The sequence below is a fragment of the Bradyrhizobium sp. S3.7.6 genome (assembly GCF_054061875.1).
In genome coordinates, this window is the sequence record NZ_JBSSEQ010000001.1 from 1,520,078 (window position 1) to 1,532,744 (window position 12,667).

Below are 12,667 nucleotides of genomic sequence, written 5' to 3' on the forward strand. Positions count from 1 at the left end.
ACGTCGAAATCGCGGAGCACCTCCATGGGACAGCCGCCGCCATGAACATGATCGTCCTTATGACCGCCGCGGGCGCGCCGCTCGCGATGCTTGGCTTGTCGACGCCGGACCTGCCGCAGCGCAATTGCATCTTCATGATCCATCCGCAGGTCACCTCGGCCGTGTTCGAGAGCAAGGAAGGAAAAATCGTCTTTCCCGATCGGCCGACCGAATATCCGTGCAGCTATGCCAGGAAGAAGGGCGGAACGGACATCGCCTTCACCAACCAGAATGGCTGGCGCTTCGAGGTTCGCATTGGCCGCGGCGATGAAGGCAGCTGGAGAGCGAGTCTTGCCGACGATGCGGTCTCGGGCCGGGCGTTCTCGCCGCTCGGAGACCGCAAATAAAACGGGCCGGATCGTCGATCCGGCCCGTTTTATTTGCCCTGGGGCGGGCTGGGCGCGAACCCATCTCGCCGGATCATCGTACCTATCATTAGACTTATGAACTACTGTTCGCCGAATGTAAGTAGTGCTGTCTTGTCAGTACCCGTAAAGCGCGCGAGCTTGGCGGAATTGTTAGAGGATTATTTCATCGGAGCCGAACTTGACGATTGCCTTGGTCCTGATCGTCGCAAGTGCATTGGTGGGAATAGCGACAGGTTATGTTTTCAGGATCTGGGCGCTGATATTGATTGCGCCGGCGATCGCAGTTTTCTCGGCAATCATTCTTCGCGCTTACGGATTCGGCATGATGGCGGGTGTGACCGTCATCGCCATCTGTCTTGCCGTCTGCCAGCTCGCCTACTTCGCGGCGGCCTACCTGCTGCACGCGCGGGCGGTCTCAGCCCATGACGAAGTCGACGGCGAGCCAGGCGAGGGAAGCCAGCATAAAATCCGCCGCCAGCACAAGTAACGCCAAAGCGGCCCAAAGCATCGGCCCCTTGCGGCGCAGGCGCGCCGGCTTCTGTTGCGGCGAGAGGCGGCCAGTTGTGGGTCCAACAGCATATTTCGCGGTGAGATCGCGACCGAGCGCGGTCTTCCGCAGCACCAAAGAGTTCATCAAGGATACTTTCTTATTTTGTCTTCAACCTGCCGATGGCTCGGCAAGTGTCCCAACCGGATTCGGAACCCTGACCCGGAGCAAGACTAGTGCCAGGGCCGAGCAAAAGAACGGCGCCGCTTCGACACGCCTATGACAATTGCGCGACACCACGGCAGCGGGGGACTCTGACACGGGTCCTACGCGAATTCTGTGATTGGTTCCACAAGCCGGGAACAAATCTGACGCAACCGTGATGACGTCTCCCCAAACAAAAAGGCCGGATCGACGATCCGGCCTTTCTTCTCAAATGATCTTGGGTGGTCAGGCTGCAGCCTTCTTCGGCGCGAATCGGCCGTAGAAGGTTTCTCCCTTCGCGGCCATCTCCTCGAGAAGCTTCGGCGGGGTGAAGCGCGAGCCGTACTTCGCCTCCAGCGTGTGGCAGAGCTCGACAAATTTCTTCGTGCCCATGAAGTCGATGTAGGACAGCGTGCCGCCGGTGAACGGCGCGAAGCCGAAGCCGAGGATCGAGCCGACATCCGCCTCGCGCGGGTCGGTGATGACGTGGTCCTCGACCGTGCGCGCGGCTTCCACCGCCTGCACCACCAGGAAGCGCTGCTTCAGCTCCTCGATGTCGAGCGTGTCGGGATCGAGCTGCTTCGGCTGCAGCGCCGAGAGGCCCGGCCACAGGCTCTTCTGGCCCTTGCCCTTCTCGGGGTAGTCGTAGAAGCCCTTGCTGTTCTTGCGGCCGAGACGGCCCTGCTTCTCGACCATCTCCACCATCAGCTTCTTCTGATCGGGGTTGATGGCGTTCGGGCCGAGATCGGCTTCCGTCGCCTTCATGATCTTGAGCCCGAGGTCGAGTGCGACTTCGTCCGAGAGCGAGAGCGGACCGACCGGCATGCCGGCCATCTTGGCGCAGTTCTCGATCATCGCCGGCGGCACGCCTTCGAGGAACATCTCGTTGCCTTCGGCGACGTAGCGGCCGACGCAGCGATTGGCGAAGAAGCCGCGGCTGTCGTTGACGACGATCGGCGTCTTGCCGATCTGCCGGACGTAATCGAGCGCGGTCGCGAGCGCGAGGTCGCCGGTGTTCTTGCCCTTGATGATCTCGACCAGCATCATCTTCTCGACCGGCGAGAAGAAGTGGATGCCGACGAATTTGCCCTGGTCCTTGAAGCCCTCGGCCAGCGAGGTGATCGGCAGCGTCGAGGTGTTCGACGCGAAGATCACGTCCGGCTTCATATGCTCCTGCGCCTTCGCGAAGGTATCAGCCTTGACCTTGCGATCCTCGAACACGGCCTCGATGACGAGGTCGACGTCCTTGAGTGCAGCATAATCGGCAGTCGGCGTAATGCGCGCGAGCAGCGCGTCGGCGTCACCGGGCTTGGCGCGGCCCTTCTTGATCTGCTCCTCGATCACCTTCTGAGCATGCGCCTTGCCCTTGTCGGCACTCTCCTGGTCGCGGTCGATCAGGACGACGTCGAGACCGGCGCGGGCCGAGACGTAGCCGACGCTCGCACCCATGAAGCCGGCGCCGATCACCGCGATCTTCTTCACCTTGGTCGGGGCTACGTCCTTCGGGCGGCGCGCGCCCTTGTTCAGCTCCTGCATCGACAGGAACAGGCTGCGGATCATCGCGGCTGCTTCCTTCGAACGCAGCACCGAGGTGAAGTAGCGCGACTCGACGCGCAGCGCGGCGTCGATCGGCAACTGCAGGCCTTCATAGACGCAGCTCATGATCGCGCGCGCGGCCGGATAATTGTCGTAGGTCTCCCGGCGATAGATCGCGTTGCCAGCCGGGAACATCATCATGCCGGCCTTGGAGAACACCGGACCGCCCGGCAGCTTGAAGCCCTTCTCGTCCCAGGGCGCGACCGCCTTGCCGCCACCCTTGATCCAGTCCTTCGCCGCCTTGACGAGGTCGCCTGCGGGAACGATGGCGTGAATCAGATTAAGCGCCTTGGCCTTCTCGACCGTGACCGGATCGCCCTTGAGCAGGATCGTCATCGCGTCCTGCGGCGGCACCAGGCGCGGCACGCGCTGCGTGCCGCCGGCGCCGGGGAACAGGCCGACCTTGACCTCGGGCAGGCCGAGGCGCGTCTTGGGATTTTCCGCCGCGACGCGGTAGTGGCAGCACAGCGTGATCTCGAAACCGCCGCCGAGCGCGAGGCCGTTGATCGCGGCCGCCCACGGCTTGCCGGAGGTCTCGATCGAACGCAGCACCTGCGAGAAGCGCCGGCTCTGGTCGAACAGCATCTGGTTTGCGGCGGTCTCGTCCTGCTCCTTCAAGACCTTGGCGTAGGCCTGGTTCATGCCCTCGAGCATCGACAGGTCGGCGCCGGCGCAGAACGCCTCCTTGGCGGAGGTGATGACGACGCCCTTCACGGCGGCGTCGGCCGTGGTTTCCTTGACGATCGCATCGAGCTCGCTGGTCGAGGTCTCGTCGAGCACGTTCATCGAACGGCCCGGGATGTCCCAGGTGACGAGCGCGATGCCGTCGGAATCGGTCTCAACCCTAAAGTTCTTGTAAGCCATGTTGGTTGCTCCTCGGTGCCGCAGCCGATCTCAGGCGCGGCGGTTGACTTGAGATCTCGTAGGATGGGCAAAGGCGCTCTTGCGCCGTGCCCACCATCCTTCGCGGAGACAGCAATGGTGGGCACGCTTCGCTTTGCCCACCCTACGGCAGCTCGTTAGACGCGCTCGATGATGGTCGCGGTGCCCATGCCGCCGCCGATGCACAGCGTCACCAAGGCGGTCGCCTTGTTGGTGCGCTCGAGCTCGTCGAGCACGGTGCCCAAAATCATCGCGCCGGTGGCGCCAAGCGGATGGCCGAGTGCGATCGCGCCGCCATTGACGTTGATCTTGGCGTTGTCGATGTCGAAGGCCTGGATGTAGCGCAGCACGACGGAGGCGAAGGCTTCGTTGAGCTCGAACAGGTCGATGTCCGACTTCTTCATGCCCGAACGCGCGAACAGCTTCTCGGTGACGTCGACCGGACCGGTCAGCATCATCGCCGGCTCGGAGCCGACATTGGCGAAGGCGCGGATCTTTGCGCGCGGCTTCAGGCCGTACTTGCTACCCGCTTCCTTGCTGCCGAGCAGCACGGCGCCGGCGCCGTCGACGATACCCGACGAGTTGCCGGCGTGGTGCACGTAGTTCACGCGCTCGATTTCCGGGTGCGACTGCACCGCGACGCCGTCAAAGCCGCCCATCTGCGCCATCATCGTGAACGACGGCTGAAGCTGTGCCAGCGACTGCATCGTCGTCGAGGGCCGCATGTGCTCGTCCTTGGCGAGGATGGTGAGGCCGTTGATGTCCTTCACGGGCACGATGGACCTGTTGAACCGGCCCTCGTCCCAGGCCTTGCCGGCGCGCTGCTGGCTCTGCACGGCATAGGCGTCGACGTCGTCGCGCGAGAAGCCGTACTTCGTGGCGATCAGATCGGCCGAGACGCCCTGCGGCATGAAGTAGGCCGGCACCGCCATCGACGGGTCCATCGGCCAGGCGCCACCGGAGGCGCCGATGCCGACGCGGCTCATGGATTCGGCGCCGCCACCGATCACCAGCTCATGCTGGCCGCTCATCACCTGGGCTGCGGCAAAATTCACGGCGTCGAGGCCGGAAGCACAGAAGCGGCTGATCTGCACGCCGGGCACGGCTTCGCCTAGGCCGGCCTTGAGCGCGGCGAAGCGCGCGATATCGCTGCCGGCTTCGCCGACGGGGTCGACCACGCCGAGCACGACGTCGTCGACGGAATCTTCCGGCAAGTTGTTGCGGTCCTTCAGCGCCTTCAGCGGCACGGTGGCGAGCGCGAGCGCCGTCACCTCGTGCAGCGCGCCGTCTGCCTTGCCGCGGCCGCGCGGGGTTCGGACGTGGTCGTAAATATAGGCATCTGCCATGGGAGCCTCCTGATTGCAGTTATTGGTTACGACCGCGGCGCGGTCGGATCATTGGCGAAGCGGGAAGCCTCAGAAAGCTTCCGCCGGCAGTTCCATGATGGTGGCGCAGCCGGCCTGGATGCGCGCGAGATTGGCGGCGGTCTCCGGCAGCATGCGCTCCATGAAGAAGCGGCCGGTGACGAGCTTGGTCGAGAGATAGGGCGTCGCTCCGCTCGCGGCAATCTTCGCCTGCGTCACCTTGGCCATCTTCGCCCACATGTAGCCGAGCGCGACGAAGCCGAAGAGATGCAGGTAATCGGTTGCGGCAGCGCCCGCATTGTCCGGCTTCGCCATCGCGTTCTGCATCAGCCAGGTCGTGGCCTGCTGGAGATGGCCGAGCGAGGCCGAGAGCGGGGTGATGAATGGCTTGAGCGCCTCGTCGCCGCCGTTCTCCTTGGCGAAGGCCATGACCTCGCCGAAGAAGGCCATGATGGCACGGCCGCCGTCGCGCGGCAGCTTGCGGCCGACGAGGTCGAGCGCCTGGATGCCGTTGGCGCCTTCATAGATCATGGCGATGCGGGCATCGCGCACGAACTGCTCCATGCCCTGCTCGGCAATGTAGCCGTGGCCGCCATACATCTGCTGCGCCTGCACCGCGTTGGCAAAGCCGTAATCGGTGAGGAAGCCCTTCAGCACGGGCGTCATCAGGCCCATGTGGTCGTCGGCGGCCTGGCGGTCCTTGGGATCTTCGGAGCGATGGGCGACGTCGCTCTTCAGCGCGGTCCACATCACGAAGGCGCGCGCCGCCTCGTTGAAGGCGCGGATCGAGAGCAGCGTGCGGCGCACGTCGGGATGCACGATGATCGGGTCGGCCTGCTTGTCCGGCGCCTTCACGCCGGTCAGCGAGCGGCCCTGGATGCGCTCGCGGGCATAGGCGACCGCGTTCTGATAGGCGACCTCGGACTGCGCGAGACCCTGAACGGCGACGCCGAGGCGGGCCTCGTTCATCATCACGAACATGCCCTGCATGCCCTTGTTCTCTTCGCCGATCAGCCAGCCGGTGGCGCTGTCGTAGTTCATCACGCAGGTGGAATTGCCGTGAATGCCCATCTTGTGCTCGATCGAGCCGCACACCACGCCGTTGCGTGCGCCGACCGAACCATCGGCATTGACCATGAATTTCGGCACCACGAACAGCGACACGCCCTTGATGCCGGCCGGTGCGCCCTCGATGCGGGCGAGCACGAGGTGGATGATGTTGGGGGCGAGGTCATGCTCACCGGCCGAGATGAAGATCTTCGTGCCCGTGATCTTGAAGCTGCCGTCGGGCTGGCGGACCGCCTTGGTGCGGAGCATGCCGAGATCGGTGCCGCAATGCGGCTCGGTCAGGTTCATGGTGCCGGTCCACTCGCCCGCCACCATCTTCGGCACGTAGGTCTGCTTCTGCTCAGGCGAGCCGTGCACGATCAGCGCCGCGGTCGCGCCCATGGTGAGGCCGCCATACATCGAGAACGCCATGTTGGCGGAGATCTGGAATTCGTTGACCGCCTGGCTCAGCGTCACCGGCAGACCCTGGCCGCCGAACTCGGTCGGCGCCGACAGGCCAAGCCAACCGCCCTCTGCCACTTGCTTGAAGGCGTCCTTGAAGCCCTTCGGCGTGGTGACGCTGCCGTCATCGGCGCGCTTGCAGCCTTCGAGATCGCCCACACGATTCAGCGGCTGCAGCACCTCTTCGGCGAGCTTGGCGGCTTCGCCGAGAATGGCTTCGCGCACGTCGCTCGACGCGTCGGAGAAGCCGGCGAGATTGTCGTAGCGATCGATCTGGAAGACGTCGTTGAGCAGGAAGTTCACGTCTTCGACGGGGGCTTTGTAGATCGGCATGATGGTCTCCCGGCAGGCGGTCTGAAGTGATGATGTTGACTTATGATTGAGCGGCGGCCAACTGCTCCGCCATCAGGCGGTGCAGCATGTTGATCGCCTTGAGCGGACGCACCATCACCTTGAAATTGGTGATGCGTCCCTCGGCATCGAAGGTGATGATGTCGACACCGTTGATCTCGATGCCGTCGATGACATTCTTGAATTCGAGCACCGCGCCATTGGCGCTTTTCCACTCGCCGACATAGGTGAAGCCGGGACCGCCGAGCACCTTCTCGGCACTGGCGAGATATTTGAAGGTGATGTCGCGTCCACGCTGCGGCGAATGCACCACGGGGCTTTCGAACACGGCGTCAGGATGGAGCAGGTCCCAGAGCGCGGCGCGGTCGTGGGACTTCATAAAGGCGTACCAGGAATCGAGGCCGGTCATTCTCAGGTGCCTCCCTTAGTCAAAGGCCTTCTTGATCAAAGGCCTTGGCAAAAACGCGAAAACAACCCCATGCACAGTAGCGCGATGGCCGATAAGGGCGGGTCTGAAGCCCGCCTCATATGCACATTGACGCATATGCACCGATGCGCATAAAGTCAAGTCAATTGGTCGGGACCTCGAAATGGAGCTGGTGCCATGGCGCTCGGCGACGCAATCCTCGCATGCCTGACGGAACGTCCGATGACGGGCTACGAGCTCGCCAAGACATTCGATTCCTCGATCGGCTTCTTCTGGAAAGCCGACCACCAGCAAATCTACCGCGAGCTCTCGAAGCTGCGCGACCGCGGCTACATCCAGGGCCGCGAGGTCGTGCAATCGGGCAAGCCCAACAAACTGATTTATACGCTGACTCCCGAGGGCCGAACAGCGCTGCGGCACTGGGCCGCGCGGCCGAGCACACCGCCCTCGATCAAGGACGACCTGCTGGTGCGGCTGCACGCGCTCGACAGCATCGACATCGAGCCCATGCGCACCGATCTGATGGCCCGGCTGGAGCACCACCGCGACCGGCACGAGAATTACGAGCGGATCCTCAAGAAGCGATTTCCCGAGGGCTCGGCGTCGGGCGTGCTCGACCTCGGCAATCTGCTGCTGCTTCAGCTCGGTGCCCGCCACGAGCAGATGGTGGCCGATTTCTGCGAAGAGGCGCTCCAGGCGCTATCGGCGATGAGCGGCAAGGGCGCGGTCGTGCCGCTGGAGGACGGCAAGCGCGAGGGGAAAGGCTAGCTCTTCAGCGCCCTTAGTACTTCGTGACAACAGGCCTATCCCAGTTGAACCGGACATTGACGCCGGCGCGGACGATGTCGTCCGTCAGCCTGACGTCGCGCGTGACGGCGGCGCTGATCGGCGGATCGATATATCGTTTGCTGCCAAAATCGACGTGCACATATTCGAGCTTGAGGGTCACGGCGCCCCAGGTATCGACATAGGCCGCCCATTCACCACCGAGCCCGGCCGCCAGGCCGGTGTGGGTATGGGAGCTGGTGACCTGCACCACTTGGTTGGACACGGTGACCTCGGTACCGGCGAAGGCGATACCGGCCGTGCCATAGATCAGAAACTGATCGAGCGCGTAACCGACACGGCCGCGGAACATATCGATCCATTTTTCCCGCGTGCCGCTCGTCACCCCGACGTTGAAGGGCGGCAGATCCTGCACCTTGCCGTGCTGGTTGGTCCATGACGCGTCGTTCTCGAAGCCGAGCACGGTCTTTTCGATCTGGAAATCGCAGCCGAAGACGCCGCCCGCGACGGCAGCACCGCTGAGATTGAAAGTCCCTGTGATCGTTGGCCCGGAGTCGTCGCCGGCGCGCCGGACATGCTCGCTCTTGCCCCAGTTGCCGCCGCCCTGGATGCCGACATAGCAGCTGGTCCAATTGTATCCCGCGGGCGCCGGTGCCTTCACCGCAGGCGCTGCCGCCGGGGCATCGGCGGCAACAGCATGCGATGCCAGTCCGGCCGCCATCGCGGCCACGAGCAACCTTTTCATGTCAGCCAACAATCCAGTCAGGCAAGAACCCGCCCGTGGATCGGGCCGCTCTCTATCCATTGAGACGTGCGGACCGGGCGCGTGGCGAAATCTTTGTCGGGACGCAGCTTTGGGGCGGGGCCAGCGGCGGCAATCGGGTTCCCGGCGCCCAACTTTAAGACACCGGCAACGCGTTCCTTAACCCGTTATTTACCGTAACAGGAAAAAGTCGGTTTTCGAGGCAGACGACCCGCGCCAAATCCGATTGTCTTCACAACCGGCACGCGTGGGGAGGCTGGAGGCGCCGGGTGGGGCGCCGGAGTCGGAACCGGACAGAGTCATGAATTCGCGCGTATCGTGGAGTGTTGACGGCATCGATCCATCCGTCAGGGAGCGGGCCGAAGCTGCTGCGCGTCGTGCCGGCATGTCACTCAACGATTGGCTGAACTCCACGCTCGGCGAGACGGCCCCGCCGAATTTTCGCGGACCTTACGATCAACGCCAAGAACAACGTCAAGACCAGCGTCAAGAGCAGCGCCAGGATCAGCGCCCGCAACAGATGCCGAGCCAGGAGAGCCGCGACGTCGCCGATATCCACCAGCGGCTCGACGCGATCACCCAGCAGATCGAACGGATTTCAAAGCCCGCGCCGCGCCAAGATGCTTCACGACAGGACGCGTCGCGACCAGACGTCTCGCGCGAGCAGGGCGTCGCGCGCCAGCTCAACGACGCGATCTCGCGGCTCGATGCGCGGCTGTCGCAAATCTCAAAGCCGCAGCAGCCTCAGCGGCCGGCACCGGCTCCGGCACCCGTCGAGACGCGCCAGCGCCAGGCCGATATGGTCGAGCGCGCGGCCGCACAGGTCTATCGCAATTCACCTCCCTTGAGCCCCGCGTCGTTCGACGTTGCCGTCGCCAAGATCACGGCACGGCAGAGCGAGCTCGACGGCTTTACGCCGCGGCAGATGCCGCCACGCGCCGCGCCCTCGATTGCACCGACGGCAGCTCCTTTCGCGCCCCCGATGGCGCCGCCCGCGCCTGCCTATGCGCCGCCGCCCCCGCAGCCGGGGCCGGATTTTTCGTCGCTCGAGCGCCATCTGCTCAAGATCACGAGCCAGATCGAGTCGCTTCAGCGCCCTGACAACACCGAGCAGGCGATCAACGCTTTCCGCAGCGAGCTTGCCGAGATCCGCCACGCCATCACCGAGGCGATGCCGCGCCGCGCGATCGAATCTATCGAGAATGAGATCCGCTCGCTGCACCGTCGCATCGACGAGACCCGCTCGTCCGGGACGGACGGCCAGGTCCTGTCGGGCATCGAGCACGCGTTGTCCGAGATCAAGCAGGTGCTGCGCACGCTGACGCCGGCCGAGCAGCTCACCGGCTATGACGAGGCGATCCGCAACCTCGGCGCCAAGCTCGATCTGATCCTGCGCGCCAATGACGACCCGTCGACGGTGCGCCAGCTCGAAGGCGCGATCTCGGCGCTGCGCGGCATCGTCTCCAACGTCGCCTCCAACGAAGCCCTGGCGCGTCTTTCTGATGACGTGCAGCTGCTGTCCTCCAAGGTCGACCAGGTCACCCGCTCGTCCGGCCCCAGCGACAGCTTTGCGGTACTGGAGCAGCGCATCGCGGCCCTCACCGCCGCGCTGGAAACGCGCGAGCGGCCGCAGCCCACCGAGAGCAGCGAGCATCTCGAAGCCGCGATCCGCGCGCTGTCGGACCGTTTCGACCGCATGCAGGTCGGCAACGATTCCGCGTCGACCTTTGCGCATCTCGAACAGCGGGTCTCGTATCTGCTGGAGCGGATCGAGGCCGCCTCCGATCCGCGCAACGGCAATCTAAGCCGCGTCGAGGACGGGCTGCACGACATCCTGCGGCATCTGGAGCGGCAGCAGGCGACCTATTCCGCCCTCGCCGAAAGCCGCAATTCGGCGCCGTCTGCCGATCCCGGCATGGTCGATCTGGTCAAGCGCGAGCTCTCCGACATCCGCTTCAGCCAGGCCGAGACCAACCGCAGCACCCAGGATTCGCTCGAGGCCGTGCACAGCGCGCTCGGCCATGTCGTCGATCGCCTCTCGATGATCGAGGGTGATCTGCGCGCGGTGCGCACGGCGCCGCCGGCACCCGCACCGCAGCCGATGCCCAGTTCGACGTCCATGTCGATGCCAATGGCCGCGCCCATGGAGCCCCCGCCTGTCGCGCGCGAGCCGTGGCAGCAGCCACAGCAGCAGCCGAAATACGATCCGAAGCCAGAGCTGCAGAACCCGGCCGCCGCGCAACAGCCGCCACAGGGCGCCTTCGTCGCCGCGCCGCGCGAATTCCATGCCGCCGCACCGGCCGCGCCGCCGCCGGTGCCAACCGCACCGCCCGTTCCGCCGCGTGCGATCAGCGAGATCCTCGAGCCGCACACGGCGCCCGCGCGCGCCGCGCTCGCACCGGAATTGCCGCCGGACCATCCGCTCGAGCCGGGCACACGGCCGGGCGGCCGCGTCGCCACGCCCTCGGAGCGCATTGCCGCGTCCGAAAGCGCGATCAGCGAAATCCCCGCCGCGCCGAAAGAGCCGGTGTCGTCGTCGAGCTTTATCGCGGCCGCACGCCGCGCCGCGCAGGCCGCCGCCGCGCAGCCGGAAAAGCCGGCCCGCGGTGCCAAGGCAAGTGCAAAGGCAGCTGCCAAGGCGGCCATCGCAGGCCGCGCCAAGGACACGGGCCAGGAAGGCGGCTCGACCATCACCTCGAAGATCCGCTCGCTGCTGGTCGGCGCCAGCGTGGTCGTGATCGTGCTCGGCACCTTCAAGATGGCGATGAATCTGCTCGATGGCGGCAGCCCGCCGCCGTCACCGCAGGCGATGGAGAATTCGTCGAGCGCGCCCGCGCCGCAGGCTCCGCCGCCGCCGGTCGAGACCAGGCCTGCCACGCCCGAGCAGGTCACGCCGTCGATGACCTCGCCGACGCCGATCGGGAAGCAGTCGCTGAATAATCCCGCGCCCGCTCCCGTGGCAGGGTCGGGCAGCTCGGCTTCGGTCGAAATCCCGCCGGTCCCCGCGACGCCACCACCGCCTGCGGCGAGCAACGACGTCACCGGCGCGCTGTCGGGCGCGAGCCGCGCGAGGCTCGGTATGATCCAGGTGCCGCCGAGCGAGAAGCTCCCTGACGGCATCGGCGGTCCGGTGCTGCGCACCGCCGCGATGAAGGGCGATGCGACCGCGGCCTACGAGATCGGCGTGCGCTTTGCCGAGGGCAAGGGCGTCGCTGCGAATTACGATGAAGCCGCCAAATGGTACGACCGCGCGGCGCAGGCCGGCGTGGTGCCCGCGACCTTCCGCCTCGGCACGCTCTATGAGAAGGGCCTCGGGGTGAAGAAGGACGCCGACATCGCCCGCCGCTACTACACGCAGGCCGCCGAGCGCGGGAACGCCAAGGCGATGCACAATCTCGCGGTGCTCGACGCCGATGGCGGCGGACGCGGCGCCAATTACAAGAGCGCGGCGCAGTGGTTCCGCAAGGCCGCCGATCGCGGCGTCGCCGACAGCCAGTTCAACCTCGGCATCCTCTATGCCCGCGGTATCGGCGTGGAGCAGAACCTCGCCGAATCCTACAAATGGTTCACTCTCGCAGCCGCCCAGGGTGACGCGGATGCGTCCGGCAAGCGCGACGACGTCGCCAAGCGGCTCGATCCGCAGTCGCTCGCCGCCGCCAAGCTCGCGATCCAGACTTTCAGCGCCGAGCCGCAGCCTGACGATGCCGTCAATGTTCCTGCCCCGAACGGCGGCTGGGACAGCGCGCCGCAGGCAAACGCAAAGCCCGCGCCGAAGCCGGTCGCGACCAAGCGCTCGGCCTCGGCGGCGCACTAAAGCGCACTCTCACTCCTCATGGTGAGGAGCGCGCCCTGGCGCGCGTAGCGGACGATGCTTCGCATCGCCGCGAGAAC

9 protein-coding genes are annotated in these 12,667 nt (G+C 65.4%); 4 read left to right on the plus strand and 5 right to left on the minus strand.

Annotated features, from left to right (window positions below):
• Window positions 1-41 precede the first annotated feature (41 nt).
• Window positions 42-386, plus strand: a complete 345-nt coding sequence (locus ACVJ5M_RS07195) for a hypothetical protein (protein ID WP_207794619.1) — start codon at window positions 42-44, stop codon at window positions 384-386.
• Window positions 387-585: 199 nt separating this feature from the next.
• Window positions 586-894 carry a hypothetical protein gene (locus ACVJ5M_RS07200; RefSeq protein WP_063980751.1) on the plus strand — a complete coding sequence of 103 codons (309 nt, stop codon included), beginning with the start codon at window positions 586-588 and terminating at the stop codon, window positions 892-894.
• Window positions 895-1,344: 450 nt separating this feature from the next.
• Here ACVJ5M_RS07200 and ACVJ5M_RS07205 read toward each other — a convergent pair whose 3' ends face one another.
• From ACVJ5M_RS07205 to ACVJ5M_RS07220, 4 genes are all read right to left on the minus strand, one after another.
• On the minus strand, window positions 1,345-3,558 hold the full coding sequence (locus tag ACVJ5M_RS07205) for an FAD-dependent oxidoreductase (RefSeq protein ID WP_063980752.1): 2,214 nt from the start codon (window positions 3,556-3,558) through the stop codon (window positions 1,345-1,347).
• A 155-nt stretch (window positions 3,559-3,713) separates the two neighbouring features.
• The gene (locus tag ACVJ5M_RS07210) at window positions 3,714-4,922 is read right to left on the minus strand and encodes an acetyl-CoA C-acetyltransferase (RefSeq protein ID WP_231143818.1); all 1,209 of its coding nucleotides are present in this window, start codon (window positions 4,920-4,922) and stop codon (window positions 3,714-3,716) included.
• 69 nt (window positions 4,923-4,991) lie between these two features.
• A complete protein-coding gene (locus ACVJ5M_RS07215) occupies window positions 4,992-6,782 on the minus strand; it encodes an acyl-CoA dehydrogenase C-terminal domain-containing protein (protein ID WP_063980753.1) in 1,791 nt (596 codons plus the stop codon).
• Between the two features lie 40 nt (window positions 6,783-6,822).
• Window positions 6,823-7,209, minus strand: a complete 387-nt coding sequence (locus ACVJ5M_RS07220) for a nuclear transport factor 2 family protein (RefSeq protein WP_063980754.1) — start codon at window positions 7,207-7,209, stop codon at window positions 6,823-6,825.
• Between the two features lie 195 nt (window positions 7,210-7,404).
• Between ACVJ5M_RS07220 and ACVJ5M_RS07225 the strand changes: the two genes are divergently transcribed.
• Complete coding sequence (locus tag ACVJ5M_RS07225) at window positions 7,405-7,995, plus strand: PadR family transcriptional regulator (protein ID WP_063980755.1); 591 nt, start codon at window positions 7,405-7,407, stop codon at window positions 7,993-7,995.
• A 13-nt stretch (window positions 7,996-8,008) separates the two neighbouring features.
• On the opposite strand, the gene ACVJ5M_RS07230 is transcribed toward ACVJ5M_RS07225, so the two are convergent.
• Window positions 8,009-8,758, minus strand: coding sequence for an outer membrane protein (locus ACVJ5M_RS07230; RefSeq protein WP_354099828.1), 750 nt, complete (start codon window positions 8,756-8,758; stop codon window positions 8,009-8,011).
• Between the two features lie 319 nt (window positions 8,759-9,077).
• On the opposite strand from ACVJ5M_RS07230, the gene ACVJ5M_RS07235 reads away from it, so the two are divergent.
• Window positions 9,078-12,590 carry a hypothetical protein gene (locus ACVJ5M_RS07235; protein ID WP_456679268.1) on the plus strand — a complete coding sequence of 1,171 codons (3,513 nt, stop codon included), beginning with the start codon at window positions 9,078-9,080 and terminating at the stop codon, window positions 12,588-12,590.
• Window positions 12,591-12,667 lie beyond the last annotated feature (77 nt).

What these genes read in the sequence shown, in the direction of transcription:
- ACVJ5M_RS07230 (WP_354099828.1), bottom strand. Translation starts at nt 8,758, where the DNA reads ATGAAAAGGTTGCTCGTGGCCGCGATGGCGGCCGGACTGGCATCGCAT.
- ACVJ5M_RS07220 (WP_063980754.1), bottom strand. Translation starts at nt 7,209, where the DNA reads ATGACCGGCCTCGATTCCTGGTACGCCTTTATGAAGTCCCACGACCGC.
- ACVJ5M_RS07225 (WP_063980755.1), top strand. Translation starts at nt 7,405, where the DNA reads ATGGCGCTCGGCGACGCAATCCTCGCATGCCTGACGGAACGTCCGATG.
- ACVJ5M_RS07205 (WP_063980752.1), bottom strand. Translation starts at nt 3,558, where the DNA reads ATGGCTTACAAGAACTTTAGGGTTGAGACCGATTCCGACGGCATCGCG.
- ACVJ5M_RS07195 (WP_207794619.1), top strand. Translation starts at nt 42, where the DNA reads ATGAACATGATCGTCCTTATGACCGCCGCGGGCGCGCCGCTCGCGATG.
- ACVJ5M_RS07210 (WP_231143818.1), bottom strand. Translation starts at nt 4,922, where the DNA reads ATGGCAGATGCCTATATTTACGACCACGTCCGAACCCCGCGCGGCCGC.
- ACVJ5M_RS07235 (WP_456679268.1), top strand. Translation starts at nt 9,078, where the DNA reads ATGAATTCGCGCGTATCGTGGAGTGTTGACGGCATCGATCCATCCGTC.
- ACVJ5M_RS07215 (WP_063980753.1), bottom strand. Translation starts at nt 6,782, where the DNA reads ATGCCGATCTACAAAGCCCCCGTCGAAGACGTGAACTTCCTGCTCAAC.